This is a genomic window from Roseateles sp. NT4 (assembly GCF_051857475.1).
Lineage (GTDB): Bacteria > Pseudomonadota > Gammaproteobacteria > Burkholderiales > Burkholderiaceae_C > Pelomonas.
On the sequence record NZ_JBPZGZ010000002.1, the window covers coordinates 1,763,202 to 1,784,663 of the forward strand.

21 protein-coding genes are annotated in these 21,462 nt (G+C 70.1%); 12 read left to right on the top strand and 9 right to left on the bottom strand.

Translation table 11 applies throughout. The annotated features are described in order from the left end of the window. Window position 1 precedes the first annotated feature (1 nt). The 3 genes from ACS5PN_RS17900 to ACS5PN_RS17910 are packed head-to-tail and all read left to right on the top strand — an operon-like array spanning window position 2 to window position 2,079. Window positions 2-676 (top strand): amino acid ABC transporter permease, encoded by a 675-nt coding sequence (locus ACS5PN_RS17900; RefSeq protein WP_439465333.1) that lies wholly within the window; start codon window positions 2-4, stop codon window positions 674-676. After that, a complete protein-coding gene (locus ACS5PN_RS17905) occupies window positions 669-1,322 on the top strand; it encodes an amino acid ABC transporter permease (protein WP_439465334.1) in 654 nt (217 codons plus the stop codon). Before ACS5PN_RS17900 ends, ACS5PN_RS17905 begins: the two co-directional genes overlap by 8 nt. After that, window positions 1,306-2,079: an amino acid ABC transporter ATP-binding protein gene (locus ACS5PN_RS17910; RefSeq protein ID WP_439465335.1), complete on the top strand. Its 774-nt coding sequence runs from the start codon at window positions 1,306-1,308 to the stop codon at window positions 2,077-2,079. The genes ACS5PN_RS17905 and ACS5PN_RS17910 overlap by 17 nt, the downstream gene beginning before the upstream one ends. Here ACS5PN_RS17910 and ACS5PN_RS17915 read toward each other — a convergent pair. Continuing rightward, entirely contained in the window at window positions 2,065-2,958 is an 894-nt protein-coding gene (locus tag ACS5PN_RS17915) for a LysR substrate-binding domain-containing protein (protein WP_439465336.1), read from the bottom strand. The two genes, ACS5PN_RS17910 and ACS5PN_RS17915, sit on opposite strands and share 15 nt — an antisense overlap. 45 nt (window positions 2,959-3,003) lie before the next feature. On the opposite strand from ACS5PN_RS17915, the gene ACS5PN_RS17920 reads away from it, so the two are divergent. Then, a complete protein-coding gene (locus ACS5PN_RS17920) occupies window positions 3,004-3,780 on the top strand; it encodes a sulfite exporter TauE/SafE family protein (protein ID WP_439465337.1) in 777 nt (258 codons plus the stop codon). Window positions 3,781-3,864: 84 nt separating this feature from the next. After that, window positions 3,865-4,254: a DUF1801 domain-containing protein gene (locus tag ACS5PN_RS17925; RefSeq protein ID WP_439465338.1), complete on the top strand. Its 390-nt coding sequence runs from the start codon at window positions 3,865-3,867 to the stop codon at window positions 4,252-4,254. Here ACS5PN_RS17925 and ACS5PN_RS17930 read toward each other — a convergent pair. The 5 genes from ACS5PN_RS17930 to ACS5PN_RS17950 form a co-directional block, all read right to left on the bottom strand. Then, window positions 4,251-6,014 (bottom strand): hypothetical protein, encoded by a 1,764-nt coding sequence (locus ACS5PN_RS17930; protein WP_439465339.1) that lies wholly within the window; start codon window positions 6,012-6,014, stop codon window positions 4,251-4,253. The genes ACS5PN_RS17925 and ACS5PN_RS17930 overlap by 4 nt on opposite strands. 86 nt (window positions 6,015-6,100) lie before the next feature. Next, on the bottom strand, window positions 6,101-6,679 hold the full coding sequence (locus ACS5PN_RS17935; protein WP_439465340.1) for an HD domain-containing protein: 579 nt from the start codon (window positions 6,677-6,679) through the stop codon (window positions 6,101-6,103). Window positions 6,680-6,747: 68 nt separating this feature from the next. After that, window positions 6,748-9,252, bottom strand: coding sequence for an ATP-binding protein (locus ACS5PN_RS17940; protein WP_439465341.1), 2,505 nt, complete (start codon window positions 9,250-9,252; stop codon window positions 6,748-6,750). Next, complete coding sequence (locus tag ACS5PN_RS17945) at window positions 9,252-10,037, bottom strand: ABC transporter substrate-binding protein (protein ID WP_439465342.1); 786 nt, start codon at window positions 10,035-10,037, stop codon at window positions 9,252-9,254. Before ACS5PN_RS17945 ends, ACS5PN_RS17940 begins: the two co-directional genes overlap by 1 nt. Continuing rightward, window positions 10,034-10,666, bottom strand: a complete 633-nt coding sequence (locus ACS5PN_RS17950) for an HD-GYP domain-containing protein (RefSeq protein ID WP_439465343.1) — start codon at window positions 10,664-10,666, stop codon at window positions 10,034-10,036. Before ACS5PN_RS17950 ends, ACS5PN_RS17945 begins: the two co-directional genes overlap by 4 nt. Before the next feature lie 97 nt (window positions 10,667-10,763). Here ACS5PN_RS17950 and ACS5PN_RS17955 point away from each other — a divergent pair, with 97 nt between their 5' ends. The 6 genes from ACS5PN_RS17955 to ACS5PN_RS17980 all read left to right on the top strand — a co-directional run bounded on the left by ACS5PN_RS17955 (window position 10,764) and on the right by ACS5PN_RS17980 (window position 16,335). Beyond that, on the top strand, window positions 10,764-11,387 hold the full coding sequence (locus ACS5PN_RS17955; RefSeq protein WP_439465344.1) for a helix-turn-helix domain-containing protein: 624 nt from the start codon (window positions 10,764-10,766) through the stop codon (window positions 11,385-11,387). A gap of 11 nt (window positions 11,388-11,398) precedes the next feature. Beyond that, window positions 11,399-12,127, top strand: a complete 729-nt coding sequence (locus tag ACS5PN_RS17960; RefSeq protein WP_439465345.1) for a response regulator — start codon at window positions 11,399-11,401, stop codon at window positions 12,125-12,127. A gap of 205 nt (window positions 12,128-12,332) precedes the next feature. Next, entirely contained in the window at window positions 12,333-12,710 is a 378-nt protein-coding gene (locus ACS5PN_RS17965; protein WP_439465346.1) for a response regulator, read from the top strand. Window positions 12,711-12,808: 98 nt separating this feature from the next. Next, on the top strand, window positions 12,809-14,374 hold the full coding sequence (locus ACS5PN_RS17970; protein ID WP_439465347.1) for a DUF1800 domain-containing protein: 1,566 nt from the start codon (window positions 12,809-12,811) through the stop codon (window positions 14,372-14,374). 5 nt (window positions 14,375-14,379) lie between these two features. After that, window positions 14,380-15,615 (top strand): DUF1501 domain-containing protein, encoded by a 1,236-nt coding sequence (locus tag ACS5PN_RS17975; protein WP_439465348.1) that lies wholly within the window; start codon window positions 14,380-14,382, stop codon window positions 15,613-15,615. Window positions 15,616-15,834: 219 nt separating this feature from the next. Further along, window positions 15,835-16,335, top strand: a complete 501-nt coding sequence (locus tag ACS5PN_RS17980; protein ID WP_439465349.1) for a hypothetical protein — start codon at window positions 15,835-15,837, stop codon at window positions 16,333-16,335. A gap of 4 nt (window positions 16,336-16,339) precedes the next feature. Here the strand turns inward: ACS5PN_RS17980 and ACS5PN_RS17985 are convergent, their stop codons facing one another. Genes ACS5PN_RS17985 through ACS5PN_RS17995 form a run of 3 tightly spaced genes read right to left on the bottom strand, consistent with a single transcriptional unit; the run spans window position 16,340 to window position 19,965 of the window. Continuing rightward, on the bottom strand, window positions 16,340-16,939 hold the full coding sequence (locus ACS5PN_RS17985) for a DUF6151 family protein (RefSeq protein WP_439465350.1): 600 nt from the start codon (window positions 16,937-16,939) through the stop codon (window positions 16,340-16,342). A gap of 37 nt (window positions 16,940-16,976) precedes the next feature. Then, window positions 16,977-18,314 (bottom strand): DUF1501 domain-containing protein, encoded by a 1,338-nt coding sequence (locus tag ACS5PN_RS17990; RefSeq protein WP_439465351.1) that lies wholly within the window; start codon window positions 18,312-18,314, stop codon window positions 16,977-16,979. Window position 18,315: 1 nt separating this feature from the next. Continuing rightward, a complete protein-coding gene (locus ACS5PN_RS17995; RefSeq protein ID WP_439465352.1) occupies window positions 18,316-19,965 on the bottom strand; it encodes a DUF1800 domain-containing protein in 1,650 nt (549 codons plus the stop codon). A gap of 203 nt (window positions 19,966-20,168) precedes the next feature. Here ACS5PN_RS17995 and ACS5PN_RS18000 point away from each other — a divergent pair, with 203 nt between their 5' ends. Next, window positions 20,169-21,446, top strand: a complete 1,278-nt coding sequence (locus tag ACS5PN_RS18000; RefSeq protein ID WP_439465353.1) for an efflux RND transporter periplasmic adaptor subunit — start codon at window positions 20,169-20,171, stop codon at window positions 21,444-21,446. Window positions 21,447-21,462: the final 16 nt, after the last annotated feature.

Genomic DNA, 21,462 nt, shown 5'->3' on the forward strand with positions numbered 1-21,462 from the left:
CATGGTCAGCTTTGACTTCCTCGCGGTGCTGGCCGAATGGCCGTTGCTGCTGAAGGGGCTGGCCTGGACGCTGGGGCTGACGCTGGTCGCGACGCCGTTGGGCCTGGCCATCGCCACGCTGGCCGCCTGGTCGCGTGCCCGCGGCCCGGCGTGGCTGCGCCGGCTGCTGGGCGTCTATGTCGAGCTGCTGCGCAACACGCCCTTCATCGTCCAGCTCTTCTTCATCTTCTTCGGTCTGCCGGCCGCGGGCGTGAAGCTGTCGCCCGAGGCGGCTTCGCTGATCGCCATGACGCTGAACCTCGGCGCCTATGGATGCGAGATTCTGCGCGCGGGCATCCAGGCCACGCCGCGCGGCCAGTGGGAAGCGGCGCAGAGCCTGGCGCTCAGCCCCGTGCAGGTCTTTACCCGCGTCGTGCTGCCGCCGGCCCTGCAGCGCGTCTGGCCGGCCATGACGAGCCAGATCATCATCGTCATGCTGGGCTCGGCCGTCTGCGGCCAGATCTCGACCGAGGAGCTGAGCTATGCGGCCAACCTGATCCAGAGCCGCAACTTCCGCGCCTTCGAGGCCTTCATCCTCGCGACGCTGACCTATCTGGCCCTGGCCGTCGCGGCGCGCCAGCTGCTGATGTGGGCCGGCCCGCGTTTCATCTTCGGCAGGGGGCGGCGCCATGGTTGAGTTCACGCTCTGGGACATCGTGCGCAACCTGCTGCTGGCCCTGCGCTGGACCGTGGCCCTGTCAGCCATCGCCTTCATCGGCGGCGGCCTCGTCGGTGGCCTGCTGCTGACGCTGCGCATCGGCCTGGGCGTGCGCACGCGCCGCGTCATCGCGCTTTATGTGCAGCTCTTCCAGGGCACGCCGCTGCTGATGCAGCTCTTCCTCGCCTATTTCGGCCTGGCCCTGCTGGGCATCGAGGTGTCGGCCTGGACGGCCGCGGCGCTGGCGCTGACCTTCTATACCAGCGCCTACCTCGTCGAGATCTGGCGCGGCTGCGTCGAGGCCGTGCCGCGCGGCCAGTGGGAGGCGGCGCGCAGCCTGGCGCTGAGCTTCGGCGAGCAGTTGCGCCACGTCATCCTGCCCCAGGCCGGCCGCCTGGCCATTGCACCGACGGTGGGCTTCCTGGTGCAGGTCATCAAAGGCACGGCACTTGCATCGGTGATCGGGTTTGTCGAGCTGACCAAGGCCGGCAGCATGATCTCCAACGCCAGCTTCAAGCCCTTCCTCGTCTTCGGCTGTGTGGCGCTGTTGTATTTCGCGCTGTGCTTCCCCGTCAGCCTCTTTGCTCAACATCTGGAAGGCAAAGTCCATGGCCGCCCAACTTGACGATCTGCAGCCGGCGCCGCGCGCCGCCATGGTGCGCATCACCGCGCTGCGCAAGTCCTACGGCACCCACGAGGTGCTCAAGGGCATCGACCTCGACGTCGCGCGTGGCGAGGTCATCGCCATCATCGGCAAGAGCGGCTCGGGCAAGAGCACGCTGCTGCGTTGCATCAACGGGCTGGAGCAGTTCCAGGACGGCTCGCTGACCGTCAATGGCAAGCCGCTGCTCTACGAGAGCGCCATGGCCATGCGCGAGCTGCGCCAGCAGGTCGGCATGATCTTCCAGGGCTTCAACCTGTTTCCCCATCTGAGCGTCGGCCGCAATGTGATGCTGGCACCCACGCTGGTGAAGCAGCGCAGCCCCACCGATGCCGCCGAACAGGCGCGCGAACTGCTGGCCCGCGTCGGCCTGGCCGAGAAGTTCGACGCCATGCCCGACCAGCTCTCCGGCGGCCAGCAGCAGCGCGTCGCCATCGCTCGCGCCCTGGCCATGGAGCCGGCCGTGCTGCTCTGCGACGAGATCACGTCGGCCCTGGACCCCGAACTGGTGGGCGAGGTGCTGCGCGTCGTCGAGGCCCTGGCCGACGACGGCATGACGCTGCTGATAGTCACCCACGAGATGGCCTTCGCCCGCAAGGTGGCCGACCGCGTCGTCTTCATGCACCAGGGCCGCGTGCACGAGATGGGGCATCCGGCCGAGCTGTTCGGTGCGCCGAAGACGCCGGAGCTGAAGCAGTTCCTGTCCTCACTGCACGACTAGGGCCTCGAGCAGCGCGGCGGCGCCGGGTGTGAGCTCGCCGAAGCACAGCAGCAGCTGTCGCCTGGCCCAGGCGTCGCTGAGCGCGCGGATGCGGACCTGGGGCGATGCCAGCCGCGCCGCCGTCAGGGCCGGCACGACGGCCACGCCGACGCCGTCGGCCACCAGGCGCAGCAGCGCGTCGAAGCCCTGCACCTGCACGCGGTGGTGCAGGCCGCGACCCTGCTGCAGCGCTCTGGCCTGCAGGAAGCGGCTCAGGCCCGCTTCTGCCGGCATTCCGACAAAGGGATGGGCCAGCAGCTCGGCAAAGGCGATCGCCCGCGGGCGACCCTTGGCCAGCGCGGCGGGCAGCACGGCGACGAGCTCGTCCTGGCGGAAGGGCCGTGTCGTCAATCCTTCGGTGTTGACGTAGTCGGCCACGATGCCGAGGTCGGCTCGCTCCTGGCGCATCGCGAACAGCGCGTCCTGGCTGTCCAGCTCGCGCAGCTCGATGTCGATGTCGGGATGGGCCGCCAGAAAGGGGCCGAGCAGCGGCGGCAGATGCTCGCTGAGGGCCGCGGTGTTGGACAGCAGCCGCACGGTGCTGCGCACGCCATGTGCATGCGCGGCCATACCGGCATGCAGGGCCTCCATCTCACGCTGCAGCCGCCCGGCATGGCGCAACAGCGTGCGGCCGGCATCGGTCAGCGTGATGCCGGTCTTGGCGCGTCGCATTAGCACGGCGCCCACCGCCTGCTCCAGGGCCTGCAGCCGCGCACTGGCGGCCGCCAACGACAGGTGCACCGCCCGAGCGCCGGCGGTGATGGTGCCGGTCTCGGCCACGGCGGCGAACAGGCGCAGGTCGAAGGGATCGATGCGGTAATGGGGGTTGCTTGCGCTCACGGGCCATCCTTCGGCATTGCCTGAGGATATGCGCGGCATAGCGCGATGGACGTGTCGCGCCACCGCGCCGACCATGCCGGCATGGATGACATCGAATGGCTGTCCGCCGGCCTGCTGGGCTGGGTGGCGTTGACCTTTGTGCTGGCCGGCTTCGTCAAGGGCGTGTCCGGCATGGGCCTGCCGACGCTGGCCATGGCGCTGCTGAGCTTGTGCCTGCCTGCAGCCTCCGCCGCCGCGCTGATGCTGCTGCCGGCGCTGCTGACCAATGTCGCCCAGTGCATGGGCCCGCATGCGGCCAAGCTGTGGCGGCGCCTCTGGCCGCTGTGGACGGGTCTGGTGCTGGGCACCTTGCTGGCGCCGGTGCCCAGCCTCGGGTCCGGCAGTGCGCGGCTGGCGCTCGGCGTCGTGCTGGCGGCTTATGGCGTGTTCGGCCTGTGCCGGCCGCGGCTGCCGGACCCGGGTCGCCATGCCGGCTGGCTGGGGGCACTGGCCGGCCTGCTCGGCGGTGCCGTCAGCGCGGCGACCGGCGTCTTCGTGCTGCCCATGGTGCCTTTCCTGCAATCCCTGCAACTGCGGCGCGGCGCCTTGATCCAGGCCCTGGGCATCAGTTTCATGCTGGCGTCGATCGCCCTGGCCGCGCGTCTGGGCGGCCTGGATGCGGCGGCGCCGCCCGACCCCTGGGCCAGCGGCGTGGCGCTGGGCGCCGCATTCGCCGGCATGGCCGTCGGCGCACGCCTGCGCGAGCGCCTGCCCGCCCTGGTGTTCCAGCGGGCGCTCTACGCCATCTTCCTGCTGCTGGGGCTGCTGATGCTGCGGGCCTGACTGCCGTGAAACCGTCAGGATTCAAGAAGCGCCCCCAATCGGCTGCCGTTAGGCTGCGAGCACCGCATGACAGCGAGCCACCCCATGAGCAGCAAGATCTCCTCGACCTCCACCCCGCCCGCCGCGGCCCTCATCGATGAACGCATCGAAAGCCTGGGCGGCTGGCGCGCCGAGATGCTGGCCGCCCTGCGCGCCCTCATCCACGAGGCCGACCCCGGCGTCGTCGAGGAGTGGAAGTGGAGCAACCCGGTCTGGTCGCACGACGGCATCCTGTGCACCGGCGAGGCCTACAAGAGCGCCGTGAAGATGACCTTTCCCAAGGGCGCCTCGCTGCCCGATCCCAAGGGCCTCTTCAACTCCAGCCTGGAAGGCAATGTGCGCCGCGCCATCGACTTCAAGGAGGGCGACAAGATCGACAAGGCCGGGCTGAAGGCGCTGATCAAGGCGGCCGTGAAGGCCAACCAGAAGGTTTAGGTCAGCCCACGTTCCGCGGCGGCCTGCCGGACGAAGTCCAGTGCCGTCTGGCGCAGCAGGGGCACGAAGATCTCGGGGTGGCTGGCCGGCACACCGCGCGCCTCGGCCTCGTCGCAACCGACCTGCAACCGATAGGCCAGCTTGGCCTGCCGCTGCCGGTCCTGGCCGCCGAGGTAGTCGGCGGCATTGCGCCAGGCACGCACGGCCCGCCCGGGCTGCTCGGCCAGCGCCAGGGCCACGCGGGCCTGATGCAAGGCGATAAGCCGGGGCAGGGGCAGGCTGGGGTCCACCTGCAGGATGTCGATCTGCGGGCCGCCGAAGAAGAAGTTGCGTCCGCGTCCCCGGGACGTGATGAGCTGTCGCCCGTCGTCCAGCTCGGTCTCGACCTCGGACACCTGCAGGGCGGCCACGGCGGTGCAGATCACGGTGGCGTCGCTGTTCGCGGTCGACCAGGAACCGCTGAGCGTCAACGCACCGAAGTGGCGGGTATAGGAGGGGGTCTCCACCCAGGCGACGTGGGCGAGGCCCAAGGCCTGTACCTCGGCTTCGAAGGCGAGCAGGCGCGGATCGATCTCGCTGCGAGGGCCATCCCAGGCCTGCGCGCCGGATGGCTCGAAGGCGAGCAAGCTCTTCAGGTTGCCGGAGATCTTGGTGGCCAGAGCCTGCATTTCAGCGACGGCCGCGGAGTCGGGGGCCAGGGCCGCCTCGCGGATGGCCGGGCGCGCGCGGTCCCATTCGGCACCGATGTCGTTCATGCGCTGCTGCATGTCGGCCTGCCAGTCCTTCAGGGCTTCGTGGCCCTCACCGCCCGGCAGTCGCTGGCTCCAGTTGGTCAGCGCGTCGTCCATGGCTTCGAGCTGGCTGCTGCTGATGGCGAGGCGGCCCTGGCGGCACAGCGCGGCTTCCTGCCGGGCCTGGGTGGCGTTCTCGCGGGCTTGTTCCGCGGCATCGACGTCGGCCTGGGCTGCTGCTTCGTGGTCGTGGACCCGCGCGGCCTGCTCAAAGGCTTCGGCCGCGTCGTCGAAGCGGCTGAGGCCCTTCAGCAGATGGGCCTTCACCGACGTCAATTCGGCATCGGCCAGGCCTTGGCGCGCCAGTTCGTCGATGCCGGCCAGCGCTCGGGAGGCGGCGCCAGCATCGTGCAGGGCGCCGTACACATCGACGGCGAAGCCCATGGGCTGTTTGCCGTCGGCCAGCTCGAAATCCGGCGCATGGCCGCTGAGGTCTGCCCAGGCCAGGGCGAGCTGGCGGCGCAGGCCCTGGTGATCAGCGTGCGCAGCGCAGGCACGCAGGGCCAGTGTGAGCCGGTCCCAGGGGGCGGTGATGAAGCTGTCCGCCCAGCACTGCAGCAGCTTCAGCTGAAAGGTTGCATCACCCGATGTGCGTTGACCCAGCGCCATCAAGCGCGCCAGCGCCGCCTGCCGTCCGGTTTCACCGGGATCCTCGTCGCTGTCCTCTGACGCTTCGTCGCCGTCATCGATCGACAGGAAGAGGGACCAACGGTGCTGCTTCAGCGCCAGGTCCAGCTCACGGTCCAGATTGTCGGGCTGCAGGCGTACCAGGGCTTCCAGGTCGGCCAGATGCTCGGCTCGCATGCCGAACGCTTCCGACACCCGCAGGCGCAATTCGCGTGATGCCGCGTCGTCCGGCGCTGCCGCCACGGCGTCGCAAAGTTGCTCCCAGAGGGCTTCGCCGTCGATTTCGGTGTCGTCGTCCGCGTCGAGCAGCAGCGCGACCCGGCGTTCAAGATCCTGATGCATGTGGGCTCCCGTTTCGGCCGTGCTGTCGCCGCAGGCGATTGCCCTGTCCCGACGTCATCAACCGCCAGGCATTGTGAGGGCGGCCCTCAGGCTTGCATCGCCGCCTTGTAGATGGACCGGCGCGGCTGGGCCATCAGCCGGCGCAGCATCGGCTCGAAGAACTCCAGCGGCAGGGCCTCGGCCGCGGGGTCGAAGGCCGGGTTGTCATAGCGCTCGACAAACTCGGCCGTGCGCTCGAAATGCGGGTGGTCGCGGAACTGCTCGCGCATGTCGCGATCCAGGCCGATGTGGTGGAAGAAGTTGTAGCCCTGGAAGATGCCGTGCTGCTGCACCATCCACAGGTTCTCTTCGGTCACGAAGGGCTTGAGGATGGCCGCGGCGATGTCGGGGTGGTTGAAGCTGCCCAGGGTGTCGCCGATGTCGTGCAGCAGGGCGCAGCAGACATATTCCTCGTCGCGGCCATCGCGGTGGGCCAGCGTCGCGGTCTGCAGGCAGTGCGTCAGCCGGTCGACCGGGAAGCCACCGAAGTCGCCGTCCAGCAGGCGCAGATGGTCGAGCACGCGGTCGGGCAGGGTGCGGGACATCTTCATCGCCTCGGGCACGATCAGGCCCCAGTCCTCGCGGGTGCTCTGGTCCATGCGGGTGAAGCGGGCGCGTGCGGTCATGGCGGTCTCGGGCGGGCGTGTGGCGATTCTGCGGCGTGCCGTCGGCGCCGGCTGTCGCGTACGGTACTTCAGAGCGGCGCCGGCGATGTGTCGCCGAACCGGGCCGCCGGCAGGGCCAGCGAGATGACGGCGCCGCCTTCCTTGCGGTTGGCGGCCCAGACGCGGCCGTCGTGGGCTTCGGCGATGCGCCGGCAGATGGCCAGGCCCAGGCCGGTGCCGCCGGCGGCGTTCTTGGTGGCGCTGGACTGCACGAAGGCTTCGAAGATGCTCTCCAGCTCGTCCGGGGGGATGCCAGGGCCGCGGTCGGCGACATCGACGCGCACCTCGTCGGCGGCTTCGTCCTGCCAGGCCGTCACCTCGATGTGGCCGCCCAGCGGCGAGAAGCGGATGGCGTTGGCCAGCAGGTTGCGCAGCAGCTGCTGCAGGCGCTGCGGGTCGACCAGCACGACCAGATCCTCGTCGCCCAGCACCATGCCCAGGCCGAGCTGGCGTGCGGTCAGCAGCGGTTCGAGCTCGCGGCCGACCTCGGCGGCCAGCGGGCGCAGGTCCAGGCGCTCGGGCTGGAAGGGCTCGGCGCCACGCTCGATCTTGCTGAGATCCAGCAGGTCGTTGACGAGGCTGAGCATGCGCCGGCCGGCACTGTGCACCTCGCCGAACAGGTCGGCCAGGCGCGGTTCGGCGCGGGCGCGCAGCGTGCCGATCTCCGAGAAGCCGAGGATGGATTGCAGCGGCGTGCGCAGCTCGTGGCTGACGTTGGCAATGAAATCGGACTTGGCCCGCGAGGCCATCAGCGCGGCGTCGCGTGCCGCCCGCGTGGCGCGCTCGGCCTCGCGGAACTCGCTGATGTCCATGAAGCAGACGACGACGCCCATGGGCTGGCCGTGGGCGTCGGGGAAGGTCGACTTGCTGATGTAGAGGTCGCGGCGGCGGCCATCGCTGCCGTGCCAGACGGACTCGTAGTTCATCTCGCCGCCGCGTGCCAGCAGCTCGGCATCACGGCCATCGTGCAATGCCCCCTCCTCGGGGCGCAGATAGCTGGAGGCCTTGCGGCCCAGCACCTCGTTGCGGCGCCGGCCGGTGAACTGCTCCCAGGCGCGGTTGACGTCGAGGTAGCGGCCGTCACTGTCCAGCACCGACATGGGCAGGGGGCTGCTGGCCAGCAGCGAGCGGGCGAGGCCGAGCTGGGCGCGCAGTTCGGCCTGGGCGCGCACCAGGCCGCTGACGTCGGCCGCGCTGCCCACCCATTCGAGGACACCGGCCTGGCGGCGCAGCGGCACCAGATGGATCTCGAAGCTGCGTGCCCGGCCATCGGCCGCGATCCAGTCGGCGCGCAGCTCATGGGGGCGGGCGTCGTGGACCTCGCCCACCGCGAACAACGCGGCCACGGCCGGCGAGCCGCCGAACAGGTCCTGCAGCGGCCGGCCCAGCACCTGGGCGACGGGGTGGCCGCTGAGGCGGGCATAGCCCTCGTTGATGAAGGTCACACGGCCCATGGCGTCGGTGCGGAACAACAGGTCCTGCACGCTGCCGAAGATGGCGCTCAGCTCCCGTTCGCGCTCGGCGACCTGGCGCTGGGCCTGGTCGAGCTGCAGCATGGAGCGCTCACGCCCGCGCAGTGCCGCCGCGCCGACGCCCGACAGCGCCAGCAGCGCCACCGCGATGCCGACGGCCGGCAGGCCGAGGTCGCGCATGGTGGCCAGCCACTGGGTGCGCAGTTCCTGCTGGGGCAGCTCGACGACCGCGACGAGGGGGCGCGCGCGCAGGGCGCGGTAGGCGCCGAGCTGCTCGCTGTCGCGCAGGCCCGGGCCTTCCCAGCGTCCGTACTCGCTGCCGGTGCGCACGCGGGCCAGCGGCCCCGTCGGCAGTTGCAGCGAGGCCAGGCGCTCGCCGGCCAGGTGGTCGGCGCCGGCGGTCACGGCGAGCAGCCGGCCGTCCAGGTCGACGAGGCCGGCCGCGGCGCGGGTGTCGTTCAGCGTCAGCTCCTGGAAGTTGGCCAGGGCGTCGGGGTTGAGCAGGGCGGTGATGAGGGCCGGCCGACCATCGGGCAGGTGCACGCCGCGCAGCAGCGGGATGAAGCCGACGCCGGGCGGCACGATGGCCGCGGTGTCGCCGGGGGCGAGGCCCACCAGGCTGCGTGCCGCGACAAAACCGTTGAGGCCGTCCTGACCCGGGGCCGGCCAGGTGCCCAGGCGGGCCGTAACGATCTGCGCGCCGCGGTCGGACGGGTCCGCGGCGGCCAGCACATGGCCGGCTTCGTCGAGCAGGGCGATGCCGCGCAGGAATCCGAGGCTGGCCTGGGTCTGTCCCAGCAGGGCCTGCAGCACCTCGGGCGGGGCGCCGCGCTCGACCACGTCGGCCAGGCCAGCGAGAGACAGCTGGATCGCGTCGAGGCTGCGGCTGGCGTGGTCCTCCAGCACGCGGGCCAGCAGGGCCTGGCGGGCGGCGGTCTCGCTCGCCTGTTCGCGCTTCTCGCGCCAGATGCTGTAGGCGGTGCCGGCGAGCAGCGTGGCCGCGAGCAGGACGCCGGCGCCGGCGGTGATGGTGCTTGGGCGCCAGCGACCGCGATGCGGCATCAGCGGTCCCGGACGATGGCGCTCAGGCCGTGACGTTTGGCGGCGGCCTGCAGCCGGCCATCGCGCTGGATGCGCGAGACGAAGTCGTCGACGGCGGTCAGCCAGGCGGCGTCGCCGGGCTTGACGGCATACGCATAGGGCAGCACGAAGAAGGGCGCGGGCGGCGCGACCAGGCGGGCCCAGTCGGCGTTGTCCAGCAGGCGGCGGCTGTAGGGGTAGTCGGTCATGAAGGCGTCCACGCGGCCGGCCTCGAGTTCACGCTCGCGCGTGTCGGGTGGCCGAACGACGACGAGGTTAGCCTGTTTGAGGGCACCCGCCATGACGGATTCCATGAAGGTGCCCGCCTGCACGGCGATGCGCACGCCGGGGCGGTCCAGGTCCTGCCAGCTCTTCACGACGCGGCTGCTGCGCGTCGTCACCGCATAGATGTCGCTTTCCAGGTAGGGGCGGCTGAAGCGCAGGGCCTGGGCACGCTGCGGCGTCATGCCGACGGCGAACATGGCGATGTCGCAGCGGTCGTGCAGCAGGTCGTCGACGAGGGTGGCGAAGGAGGAGTCGACATAGACCGGCTTGGCCTTCAGATCGGCGGCAAAGGCGGCCGACAGGTCGATGTCCAGGCCGGCGAGCTGGCCGGTGCGCGGGTTGCGCAGCGAGATGCCGTAGTACTCGGGCCAGATGCAGACGCGCAGTTCGCCGTTGTCCTGGATGCGTTGCACGGTGGGAGAGGCAGCCAGCGAGGTCGCCGCGGCCAGCAGGCCGAGCAGGGCGGCAGCCAGCCGCTTCATGCCTGGGGCCCCGGCCGCGTGGCGTTGATGTGGTCGCGCAGCGCGATCAGCTGTGGCGCGTGGGCCAGGAAGGTGGCAACGACGCCCGGGTCGAAGGCGCTGCCGGCCAGCTCGGCCAGCATGGCCAGGGCGCGGTCGTCGGCGCGGGCCGGGCGGTAGCTGCGGGGCATGGTCAGCGCGTCGAAATAGTCCACGACGGCAACGATACGCCCGGACAGCGGAATGGCCTCGCCCTGGAGTCCTGCGGGATAGCCGCTGCCGTCCCAGCGCTCCCTCAGGTTGAGGGCAATCTCGGCCGCCAGCGCGAACAGCGGCAGGCTGGAACCCCTGAGCAGGGCGGCGCCGCGCTGTGGCTGGGCGCGCCGGCGGTGGCGCTCCTGGTCGGCGGTCAGTGGCCAGGGTGGTTCGCTGCCGGTGTCGCAGGCGTCGAGCTCGCCGATGTCGTGCAGCGGCGCTGCCAGGCGCAACTGGCGGGCGCTGCCTGCGTCCATGCCCAGCTGCAGGGCGAGGGCCTCGGCCAGATGCCCGAGGCGGACGCGATGGGCACCCCGGTCTTCGCCGGCGACATCGGCCAGATCGGCGCGCGGCAGCACCAGCGGGGCAGCAGGCAGGGTGGCGGTGGTGAACATGCAGGACTCCATGGCAAGCTGAGTATTTTCCGATGCCATCATTTTTATCAAATAGGATGATTCGGCAGTCGCCGGCGAATTCGGCAAAATATCGCGGGTGAACCGCACCACAACCGTGCCCCCCGTGCCCGACACCTGCTCGACCACCGAAGCCGCCCAGCAGCTGGGCATGGCTGTGCGCTCGGTGCAGCTGATGGTGGACCGCGGCGAACTGCAGGCCTGGAAGACGCCCGGCGGCCACCGCCGCATCCTGCGCAGCTCGCTGGACAGCTGGCTCGCATCCCGCGCGGGCACGGTGGCGGCCGCCCCGTCGTCGGTGGGAGCCCAGCCGGATGAGCGGCCCGTCACGCTGCTGCTCATCGAAGACTCGGTGCACTTCCAGAACCTCATCAGCCTGGTCGTCAAGCGCGAGCTGCCCGACGCCGAGCTGCATGTGGCGTCCGACGGCATCGCCGGCCTGGCCATGGCGGGCCGCCTCGAGCCGGACGTGCTGCTCATCGACATCCTGCTGCCCGGCATCGACGGCGCCGCGCTGATCACCAGCCTGCGCTCCCACCCGCAGTTCGCGCGCAGCCGCCTCATCGTCGTGACCGCTCTCGACGCGGCGCAGCGGGCGCCCTATGCCTTCGCGCTGGAGGGCGTGCCCCTGGTCCACAAGACGGCGCTGGTGACCGAACTGCCGCCGCTGCTGGCCGAGGCCGTCGCGGCCCAGCCGGCCTGAGCGCACGCTGCATGACCGCACGGCTGCTGTTGATCGAGGACGATGCCTCGATCGCACGCTTCGTGCAGCTGGCACTCGAGGAATTGCCCAGCCATGACGCCGCCGCGCCGGCCGTGGAGCTGAGCGTCGTGCGCCGCCTGGCCGACGCGCGTGCCGCCCTGGCGGCCGGCGGCTGGCAGCTTGTCATCAGCGACCTGATGCTGCCCGACGGCTCGGCCGACGCCCTGCTGGCCGAGGGCCTGGCCCAGACCGCGGGAGCCCCTCCCTGGGTGGTGTTCAGCGCCGGGCTGAATCCCGAACGGCATGCGGAGCTGACCGCTCGTGGCGTCGTGCGCGCCCTGCGCAAGCCCGTGCCCCTCGCCGAGCTGCTGGACACGGTCAGCCAGCTGTTGCGTGGTGGTGCCGCGGTGGCACTGCCAAGGGCCGCGGGCGTTGACCCGGTGCTGCAGCATTTCGGCGGCGATCGCGGCCTTTACGAGAGCTTTCGCGCCGGCTGCCTCGAACGCTTCAGCGACGACCTGGCCCAGGGCAACGCCGCCGTCGCCAGTGGCGACGCACCCTCGTTGCGCCGCGTCGCCCATGGGCTGAAGGCGGTGCTTGAATTGCTGGGCCACCTCGAGCTCGCGGCTCAGGCGCGCGCGCTGGAAGAAGCCGCAGCGGCCTGGACGCCAGGCAGTGTCTTGCCCGAAGGCTGGCTGCCGCTGTCTCGCGGCCTGGCTGAGCTGCGCCGCGGCGCTTAAACGAATCCCGCGGCCGCGTCTCGCAATATTTGGCAAATCCGGCGCGACCCCACCCGTTCAGGGGCGGGTGCATTGATCGTGTGTATCAATAAATTTGATAATCGGCGCAAAATTCAGTGCCATGTTCCTATGCCTATCTCCCGCCGATGCCGCTCCGCCCGACCTGGACCTCGGTGGCCCTTCGCCCACGGCTGAGGAGGCATGCATGACGACGAGCCAGGTCCTCTATGTGGAGGACGACCCGGTCAACGCGATGCTGATGCAGGGCATCCTCGAATTGCATCCCGGCTGCAGCCTGCTGGTGGCGCGCAGTGGCGCCGAAGCCCGGCAACGCGTGACTCAGGAGCGCGTCGACCTGCTGCTGTGCGATCTGCGCCTGCCCGACATCGGCGGCGACGAGCTGCTGGCCCAGCTCCGTGCCGCCGGCCTGCCCGAGGGGGTTCCGGCCCTGCTGGTGACGGCCGAGTCCGAGTTCGTGGCCTCCCAACTGGCGCGCCGCCACGGGTTTGACGGCTATTGGAGCAAGCCGCTGGATGTGGCCGCTACGCTGCGCAGCCTCGAGCATTGGCTAGGGAAGCGCTGAAGCTGGAAACGGCCTCGGCCTGACACAAATCTTTGCGCGTTGGCCACAAGGCCTTGCGCGCCTGGCGGGATGCTTCGGTGACGACACCGGAGATCCCCATGAAGAACCGCCGCTTTGTGCTGAGCAGCGCCGCCGCCCTGGCGAGTGGTGTCATGCTGGCGGCGCGCCGCAGCCAGGCGGCTGTCGTGGCGAGTGGCCCGGCCCTGAGCGCCGACGAGCGCGCCCTGCATGCGCTCAACCGCCTGGGCTACGGCCCGCGCCCGGCCGACGCTGCGGCCATCGCCGCGCAGGGCGCCGACCCATGGCTGGAGCGCTACCTCACCGAACAGCTTGAACCGCGTCGCCTGCCGCAGCCGGAGGGCCTGAGCGCCCGTCTCGCCGGCCTGGACGCACTCAAGCTCGGCCAGGCCGAATTGCTGGGCCGCTACCGCGAGGCGGTCAAGGCGGCACGCGAGGCCCGGCGCGAAAAGGCCCAGGGCATGACGGCCGATGCCGACGCGCTGAACGCGGTGCGCGAGAAGGTCCGGCCCCTGGTGGCCCAGGCCGCGACGGCGCGGCTGTCGCGGGCCCTGGAAAGCCCGGCCCAGCTCGAAGAGGCGCTGACCGAGTTCTGGTTCAACCACTTCAATGTCTTTGCCGGCAAGCAGGCGGTCGGCGTTCTTGTCGCCGACTACGAGCAACGCGCCATCCGCCCCCATGTGCTGGGGCGCTTCCGCGACATGCTGGGTGCGACGGCCAGGCACCCGGCCATGCTCATCTATCTCGACAACGCCCAGAGCGTGGTCGCCGGCTACCAGCCGCCGCAGCGCGCCCGCCGCTTCCTGGCCGAGAGGCCGGAGCTGAAGGCCCGCGTGCCCAGCGGGCTCAACGAGAACTACGCCCGCGAGCTGATGGAGCTGCATACGCTTGGTGTCGACGGCGGCTACAGCCAACGCGACGTGACCGAACTGGCGCGCATGCTGACCGGCTGGGGCCTGGACTCGCGCAAGGCCCTGGTCGGTGGCACGGGCGACCTGTTCGCCTTCGATGCGCGCAAGCACGACAGCGGCACGAAGACATGGCTTGGCCAGACCGTCAAGGGTGCCGGCCAAGCCGAGGGCGAACATGCCCTGGACGTGCTGGCCACCCACCCGGCCACGGCCCGCCACCTGGCCTTCCAGTTCGCCCAGGCCTTTGTTGCCGACGAGCCGCCGCCCAGCCTGGTGCAGAAGCTCGCCGACAACTTCAAGGCCACGGGCGGCGACCTGCGCGAGTTCACGCGCACGCTGATCCGCGCCGACGAGTTCTGGAGCCGCGAGGCCTACCAGGCCAAGTTCAAGACGCCCTACCAATACCTGCTGTCCAGCCTGCGGGCCCTGGACCTGCAGCCGGCCAACCAGCAAAACCTGCTGGCCGCCCTGGCCCAGGCCGGCCAGCCCCTCTACGGCGCCCAGACGCCCGACGGCTACAAGAACGTGGCCGCGGCCTGGCGCAACCCCGAGGCCCTGACCCAGCGCGTGCAGCTGGCCACCACCCTGGGCCAGCGCAGCGGCGTCAGCCCCGAAAAACTGACCAGCACCCTCGGCGCCTCGGTCAGCGAGCCGACGCGCCGCACGCTGGCGACCGAGCCCGCCGGCCAGCAGGTGGCCCTGCTGCTCGCCAGCCCCGACTTCATGAAAAGGTGACCGCCATGTTGCGTCGTCAACTCCTCCACTTCGGCGCCTTCACCTTGGGCGGCCTGCCGGTGTCGCTGGTGCAGGCCCAGGGTGGCACGCAGAAGAAGCTCGTCGTCGTCATGCTGCGCGGCGCCGTGGACGGGCTGTCGGTTGTCGCGCCCTATGGCGAGCGCGAATACGCCGCCAGTCGCCCGCAGATCGCTCTTGGCCCGCCCGGCGCCGAAGACGGCCTCATCAAGCTGGATTCGCTGTTCGGCCTGCATCCATCCCTGAGCCCGCTGAAACGCCATTGGGATGGCGGCCAGCTCGCCTTCGTGCACGCCAGCGGCTCGCCCGACCCGACGCGCTCCCACTTCGATGCCCAGGACTATCTCGAGTCCGGCACGCCGGGCCGCAAGTCCACACCCGACGGCTGGATGAACCGGCTGTTGACGGCCCTGCCCGGTGAGCCGGCACCGACGCGTGCCATCAGCCAAGGCAGCACGCCGCCGCGCATCTTTGCCGGCACGGCCAGCGTGGCGACGCTGGGCCTCGGCCCCAACGCCATGCAGCGTCGCGCCATCGACGACCCGCAGATGCAGGCCGGCCTGGCCAAGCTCTATGCCAACGATGCCCAGCTCAGCGGCACCCTGCGCGACACGACCCAGGGCCGCGGTGAGATGAGTCGCAGCATGGCCAGCGGCGAGGGCGGCAAGTCCATGGACCCGAGCGCCGACGCCGGTGCACCGTCCGCCCGCAGTTTTGCCGCCGATGCACGCCGCCTGGGCACGCTGATCCGCAAGGACGCCCACACCCAGCTGGCCTTCACGGCCGTGGGTGGCTGGGACACCCACGTCAACCAGGGCGCCGCCCGCGGCCAGCTGGCCAACCGCCTGGCCAGCCTGGGCGAGGGCCTGGACGCGCTGAGCGCAGGTCTGGGCGACACCTACAAGGACACCGTCATCGTCGTCGTCAGCGAATTCGGCCGCACCCTGCGCCAGAACGGCAACGGCGGCACCGACCATGGCCACGGCAATGTCATCTGGCTGATGGGCGGCCCGATCGCCGGCGGCCAGATGCTGGGCGAATGGCCGGGCCTGGACAGCAGCGCCCTGGCCGACGGCCGCGATCTGGCCGTGCGCACGGACTTCCGCCAGGTGCTGTCGCCGCTGCTGCAGCGCCATCTGGGCTTGTCGGAAACCGCACTGGCAACAGTGTTTCCCCAAGCCCCGCAAACTTGGCGTTATGCAGACAAGCTGCTGCGTGTCTGAGGCATGCAGCAGCAGCGTTCAATCAGATGGGAGAACGACATGATGCGAAGCGCTTCCTCCTTGTTCGGGCTGTGCCTGTGGGGTGCCGTGCTGGCCTATTGCTTTCTCGTCGTGACGGGCGTGGCCTGAGGGCCGCCTGCCCCCCACGAACGAAGTCATCCCGCCGCGTGGCGGCGCGTTGAGGCTGGCAGCATCCCGCCACCTCACGCCTTCGCCCCCATGCGCCTCCTCGCTCTCGCCCTTCTGACCCTCGCCTGCAGCGCGCAAGCCGCTCCCCGCTGCGACAGCCTCAGCGTCGTCTACTCGGCGCCCCACCTCGTGCCCCTGGCCGGCCATGTGTCGATCAAGCGCCTCGCCGCGCGGCCGGTGCGCGAGCTGGACGACAGCGACCCCGAATACAAGCCGCGCTCGCCTCAGGAGACGGCCGCCTTCCACCGCCTTGTGACCAGCGACACGGTCAAGGGCGGGCCTCCGATCAATGTCATCGAGGTCTACACGACCCAGGGCCCGAAGTACGCCTGGCGGCTGGAATTCAACGAGCTGAAGGACAACGTCGAGATCCGGTGGCTGAACGATGACCTGCTCTTCCTGCGCGCCTGGTGGGGGCGCATCGTGTCGACCGACCTGCTGTTCGAGGTCAGCAGCGGCCGCTTCCTCTACGTCAAGGAGGCCAATCACGGCCGCATGATGGAGCCTTGCGAAGAGGCTCCGACGAAGTAGCCCTTCAGGGCACCTGCTTCGCCGCTACCAACTCCTGCGCCGACAGCACCTGAGGCTTGGCAACGGGAAGGCCGGTCTGAGCATCGAAGAAGGGGCTGGCCCGGTAGCTCCCGCGCAGTCGGCCGCCGACGATGAAGGCCAGGACCTTCACCATCCCGCCGATCAAGCCGGCCGACTTGGGTTTGTGGGCGCCCAGGGCGCTGTCGACGCCGACCCGCATCGTCACCGGGCCGAATGCCTGATCCAAGGAATGAGGGTCGGAGGCCAGTCCCGTGTGGATCAGCCCGACGAAATCGGCCTTGCGGTCCGCCATCGTGTTGCCGATCGGCGTGCGGCAGCAGCCGGCATACCAGCGCAGCATGCCCTTGCCGGTCAGGCGCAGGCAGGCCAGGTGTTGCTGCCCCTGCGTGAACCTCAGGTGGGATGCCGGGACCTGGACGATGTCGGTGCCGCCCTGGCCGTCCAGCGTGCCCGGCACGCCCAGGTGCCGCGCAAAGGCCTGGCAATCGGCGCAGTGGCAGATGCAGTGATTGGCCGGACGGATGGGCTGCAGCAGGCCGCTGAGCTGGGCGCAGCGGCACTGGATGGCTTGGTGTTCTGGCATGAGGCGGTTTTAACAGCCGCCTCATCCAGTTTTGTCATCAGCCGAAATAGCCGAGGTTCTTGACGCTGAAATTGGCCAGATGGGGGAAGAGGCCGCCGAGGTCGGCCGCGCCGACGCCGAACCAGCTCGACAGCGTCGCGCTCATCTGGTCGACCGACGTCGTCGGCAGCCAGCGGCCTTCGTCGCCGGAGTCGTCGGGCCCGCCCAGCACGAGTTGGGGCATGCGGCCATAGAGCCCGCCCTTGACGGCGCCACCCATGACGAAGTGGTGGTTGCCCCAGGCGTGGTCGGTGCCGCCGCCCGAGGCCGGTTGCAGGGTGCGGGCGAAGTCGCTGGCGGTGAAGGTCGTCACCGCGTTGGCGACGCCGAGCTGCTGCATCGCGTCGTAGAAGGCCTTCAGCGCCGGCGCGAGGTCGGCGAAAAGCTGGTTCTGCTGGTTGAGCTGGTCGTTGTGGGTGTCGAAGCCGCCCATGCTGACGAAGAAGAGCTGGCGCGTGACGCCCAGGCCGGAGCGGCCTTCGATCATCTTGGCCACCGTCAACAGCTGCTGGGCGACGCTGCTGGAGAGGCCGTTGAACAGGCCGGCCACGCTGCCGGTACCGGAGATGGCCGTGTTCAGCACATTGCTGGCCTTGATGGCCTGGTTCAGCACACTGGCGGCGGCGCGCTCCTCGGCATTGGCATAGGGCTGCTGCAACAGGCTCTGGTAGAGCTGGTAGAGCGGACTGGCACTCGGGTTGCTGCCAAAGCCCTTGATGGCGAAGCTGGTGCCCGAGCCCACGGTCAGGCCCTGGCTGGTCGCGCCGTTCATGAAGACGTTGTTGCCACTGACCGACAGGGCCATGGGCACGACACCGCCCGTGGCCTGCAGGTCGGCGATGCGGCCGCCCCAGCCGGCCGTCGAGGGCAGGGTGTTGCCGCTGTAAGACTGGCCGCGCTGCCACTGGTCCTGCTGGTCGTCGTGCGAGAACAGATTGCTGGGGCGCTGGGCATTGGCCGCGTTGAACTCGGCCTTGGTCATGGGCTTCACGAGCGGTCCGACATTGGCCTGCACGGCCAGGTGACCCTGATTCCAGATGTCGGCCAGCGGCGTCAGCGCCGGGTGCAGTCCCACATTGCCGCCGTTCAGCGGCGCCAGGGACGACTGCGGCAGCGTCAGCCCGCCGGCACCGGCCGTGCCGCGTGCCTTCGCGTAGGCCGCATAGCCGGCCGTGTCCATGGGGATGACCATGTTGTTGCCGTCGTTGCCGCCGTAGAGGAAGACGCAGACCAGGGCGCGGTAGTCGCTGCCGACGAGAGGCGCGGCCAGCGAGGGCAAGGCGGACGCGCCGGCCAGGGCGGCGGCGTGGGAGAGCAGATGGCGACGATTCAACATTTCAGTTCTCCACCAAATACTCGGGCGACATCGTGGCCAGGAAGAGCGCCGCCTTGGCCCGGTCCAGCGGCTTGGTGGCCGGCGCGATCTGCGCCGCCTTCAGCAGCGCGGCCTGCAGGTTGGCGCTGGCGCGGTCGGCGAAGAGGACGCGGTTGATCTCGGCGACGAGGCTGGCCGGCGTGGCCGCCAGCGTCTGCCAGCGGGTCAGGTCGATCTTGGTGCCGATCGAGCCGGCCACCGTGGTGTCTGCCGCGACGCCCTTGCCGTTCAGCGCCGTCTGCAGCACCCCGCTCAATTTGAAGGCGGCGCTGGCGTTGAAGACACCGAAGGCCGGGCCGTCCAGGCTGGGGTTGTCGGGCAGGTCGTAGTCCGGCGGGAAGAAGTTGAAGACGCTGGCCGGGCTGTAGACCGTCTGGCCCAGGCTGGCCGCCTGGCTGCGCAGCCAGACACCGTCGCTGGTGCCGCCCATGGCGCGCACCAGATGGGTCAGCTGCAGGATGGGCTCGCGCAGCTTGCCGAAGTTGGCCGGGGTCTGCGCAGAGGCCGCTTCGGGGTCGGTCAGGATGGCCGTCAGCACGGCCTTCATGTCGCCGCGCTTGCCGCGCTGGCCGCTGACGATGGCGCCGCCGTTGAAGGCGGTGGCCACGCGCTGCACGTAGGCGGGGCTGGGGTTGGCGGTGACCAGCTGCTGGATCAGCTGGCGGCCGATGAAGGGGCCGACATTGGGGTGGTTGAAGATGTTGTCGACGGCCGCTTCGAGGTCGGTCTGCGCCGTCTGGCCGCCGGGCAGCACGGTGCCGCTCAGCAGCTTCTTCGTGCCTTTGTCGTGATGGTCGTCGAAGGCGATCATCGGCGCGTCGTAATAGCTCGGGTTGCCGAACTTGTTCTTGGCGGCGCCCGGCCGGGGCGCATAGGTCCAGCCCGTGAAGACATGGGCGAAGCCCTCGACGGTCTCCTGGTCGTAGCTGGGAATGGGCTGGCCCTTCGCATCGAGCTGCACGCTGCCGTCCAGGTTGAGCTGGGACAGGCCGATGGAGAACAGCTGCAGCACCTCGCGGGCGTAGTTCTCGTTGGGCTCGATGCCCTTGGCCGGGTTGGGCTTGTCGTTGTTGGCCATGTTCAGGAAGCGTCCCATGGCCGGGCTCACCGTCACCTCCTTCAGCACGTCGCGGAAGTTGCCGAAGGCGTTGCGCAGGAAGATGCGCTGGTAGTTGGCCATCGCGTTGGGCAGCTTGATGACATTGCCCGACACGACCAGGATCTCCGACAGGGCCAGGGCGGTGCGCTGGCGCAGCTGGTCGGGCTGGTTGATGGCGTTGGCGAAGAACTGCACCTGCACCGGGAACAGCGTGTAGTTGTCGCGCTTGCAGGTGGCCGCCGAGCCCGCGGGGCAGCCCTTGCTGGAGTCGGGGTCGACATAGGGCACGCCGGTGAAGTCGGAGCTGGGCAGCGTGAATTGACCCGCCAGCCAGGCCGAGCGGCCCCGCGCCACCAGGTCGGTGACGCTGGCATCCGTCGGGCCAAAACTGGCCTGGGCGAGGAAGCGGCGCGCCTCCGATTCGCTCATCGCGGGCTGCAGGTTGGATGCCGCGAAAGCGGGCCAGGTGAAGCTGGCCGCCGCGGCCCACAAGACGAGTCGGGCGTAGGGCATAGGGTTCTCCGAAGCGGCGCGATCTTGGGCGTCGCGGCCGGTGTCGTCTCGCCACCAGTTGTGCACTTTCGTAAGCAAACGCTGCGGACGGTTGCTGACCTTGTACGGACTGTCCGCAAACTGTCCGCGGACAGTCTTGTCGCCGCCAAGCCGTTGATTTGTCACGGTTCAGGGGCTGGCACAGCGCTTGCGAAAACCAGGGCATGAACACCCGCTTTCGCGACACCACCGAGCAGGACCGACCCCTGGCGCCACAGTCCCGGCGCTGGCCCCTGATGCTGGGCGGCGCTGCCGCCGTCATTGCCGCCGTTGCCCTGCTGGGCGGCGGCCGCATCAAGCAGATGCTGTCGGCCGACCAGGCCGTCAGCGCCGCCCGCCTGTCCATCGCCACCGTCGAGGTGGCACCGCTGACGCGTGACGTGGCCGGCGAAGGCCGCGTCGTCGCCGCCCAGAGCCCCACGCTGTTCGCCCCCGGCGCCGGCACCGCGACCCTGGCCGTGCAGGCCGGCGACCCGGTCAAGCGCAACCAGGTGCTGGCCAAGGTCGATTCGCCCGAGCTGACCAACCGCCTGGCCCAGGAGCGCAGCAATGTCGACGCTTTGCGCGCCGATCTGGCCCGTGCCGAAGTCGAGGCCCGCCAGCAGTCGGCCGCCCTGCAGAGCGCCTACGAGAACGCCCGCATCGACCAGCAGACGGCCCAGAACGACCTGGCCCGTCAAACCCAGGCCTTCGAGGCCGGCGCCACGGCGCGCATGCAGGTCGAGCGCGCCCAGGACGCCCTGGCCAAGGCCAAGCTGGCCCTGGACCAGGCCCGCGACCTGCGCGGCCTGAAGACCGACAGCCTCAAGCTCGATGTGCAGGCCAAGCAGAGCGCGCTGGCCCGCCAGCAGCTGCTGGTGTCCGACCTGGAGCGCCAGGTGGCCGAGCTGCAGGTGCGCTCGCCGGTGGACGGCCAGGTCGGCCAGCTCTTCATCCCCGACCGCACCAACGTCGCCCGCGACGCCAAGCTGCTGTCGGTCATCGACCTGTCGGCCCTGGAAGTGCAGATGCAGGTGGCTGAGAGCTTCGCCCGCGAGCTGCAGCCCGGCATGCCCGGCGAGATCAGCGGCAACGGCCAGCGCTGGGCCGGCCAGGTCAGCTCGGTCTCGCCCGAGGTCGTCAACGGCGAGGTCGCGGCGCGGCTGCGCTTTGCCGGCACCCAGCCCGATCAGCTGCGCCAGAACCAGCGCCTGTCGGTACGCGTGCTGCTGGACAAGCGCGACAAGGTGCTGGGCGTGGCCCGCGGCAGCTTCGTCGACGAGGGCGGCGGCAGCTATGCCTATGTGGTTCGCAACGGCGTGGCCGAGAAGGTCGCCGTCAAGCTGGGCGCACGTTCGCTGGAAAGGGTCGAGGTCATCTCGGGCCTGTCGGCGGGTGACCGCGTCGTCATCTCCGGTTCGGACAACTTCAAGGGCGCGGACCGCGTCCTCATTGCGGATTAAGGAAGAGGAAGACAAG

What these genes read in the sequence shown, in the direction of transcription:
- ACS5PN_RS17900 (WP_439465333.1), top strand. Translation starts at nt 2, where the DNA reads ATGGTCAGCTTTGACTTCCTCGCGGTGCTGGCCGAATGGCCGTTGCTG.
- ACS5PN_RS17905 (WP_439465334.1), top strand. Translation starts at nt 669, where the DNA reads ATGGTTGAGTTCACGCTCTGGGACATCGTGCGCAACCTGCTGCTGGCC.
- ACS5PN_RS17910 (WP_439465335.1), top strand. Translation starts at nt 1,306, where the DNA reads ATGGCCGCCCAACTTGACGATCTGCAGCCGGCGCCGCGCGCCGCCATG.
- ACS5PN_RS17920 (WP_439465337.1), top strand. Translation starts at nt 3,004, where the DNA reads ATGGACGTGTCGCGCCACCGCGCCGACCATGCCGGCATGGATGACATC.
- ACS5PN_RS17925 (WP_439465338.1), top strand. Translation starts at nt 3,865, where the DNA reads ATGAGCAGCAAGATCTCCTCGACCTCCACCCCGCCCGCCGCGGCCCTC.
- ACS5PN_RS17930 (WP_439465339.1), bottom strand. Translation starts at nt 6,014, where the DNA reads ATGCATCAGGATCTTGAACGCCGGGTCGCGCTGCTGCTCGACGCGGAC.
- ACS5PN_RS17935 (WP_439465340.1), bottom strand. Translation starts at nt 6,679, where the DNA reads ATGACCGCACGCGCCCGCTTCACCCGCATGGACCAGAGCACCCGCGAG.
- ACS5PN_RS17940 (WP_439465341.1), bottom strand. Translation starts at nt 9,252, where the DNA reads ATGCCGCATCGCGGTCGCTGGCGCCCAAGCACCATCACCGCCGGCGCC.
- ACS5PN_RS17945 (WP_439465342.1), bottom strand. Translation starts at nt 10,037, where the DNA reads ATGAAGCGGCTGGCTGCCGCCCTGCTCGGCCTGCTGGCCGCGGCGACC.
- ACS5PN_RS17950 (WP_439465343.1), bottom strand. Translation starts at nt 10,666, where the DNA reads ATGTTCACCACCGCCACCCTGCCTGCTGCCCCGCTGGTGCTGCCGCGC.
- ACS5PN_RS17960 (WP_439465345.1), top strand. Translation starts at nt 11,399, where the DNA reads ATGACCGCACGGCTGCTGTTGATCGAGGACGATGCCTCGATCGCACGC.
- ACS5PN_RS17965 (WP_439465346.1), top strand. Translation starts at nt 12,333, where the DNA reads ATGACGACGAGCCAGGTCCTCTATGTGGAGGACGACCCGGTCAACGCG.
- ACS5PN_RS17970 (WP_439465347.1), top strand. Translation starts at nt 12,809, where the DNA reads ATGAAGAACCGCCGCTTTGTGCTGAGCAGCGCCGCCGCCCTGGCGAGT.
- ACS5PN_RS17975 (WP_439465348.1), top strand. Translation starts at nt 14,380, where the DNA reads ATGTTGCGTCGTCAACTCCTCCACTTCGGCGCCTTCACCTTGGGCGGC.
- ACS5PN_RS17980 (WP_439465349.1), top strand. Translation starts at nt 15,835, where the DNA reads ATGCGCCTCCTCGCTCTCGCCCTTCTGACCCTCGCCTGCAGCGCGCAA.
- ACS5PN_RS17985 (WP_439465350.1), bottom strand. Translation starts at nt 16,939, where the DNA reads ATGCCAGAACACCAAGCCATCCAGTGCCGCTGCGCCCAGCTCAGCGGC.
- ACS5PN_RS17990 (WP_439465351.1), bottom strand. Translation starts at nt 18,314, where the DNA reads ATGTTGAATCGTCGCCATCTGCTCTCCCACGCCGCCGCCCTGGCCGGC.
- ACS5PN_RS17995 (WP_439465352.1), bottom strand. Translation starts at nt 19,965, where the DNA reads ATGCCCTACGCCCGACTCGTCTTGTGGGCCGCGGCGGCCAGCTTCACC.
- ACS5PN_RS18000 (WP_439465353.1), top strand. Translation starts at nt 20,169, where the DNA reads ATGAACACCCGCTTTCGCGACACCACCGAGCAGGACCGACCCCTGGCG.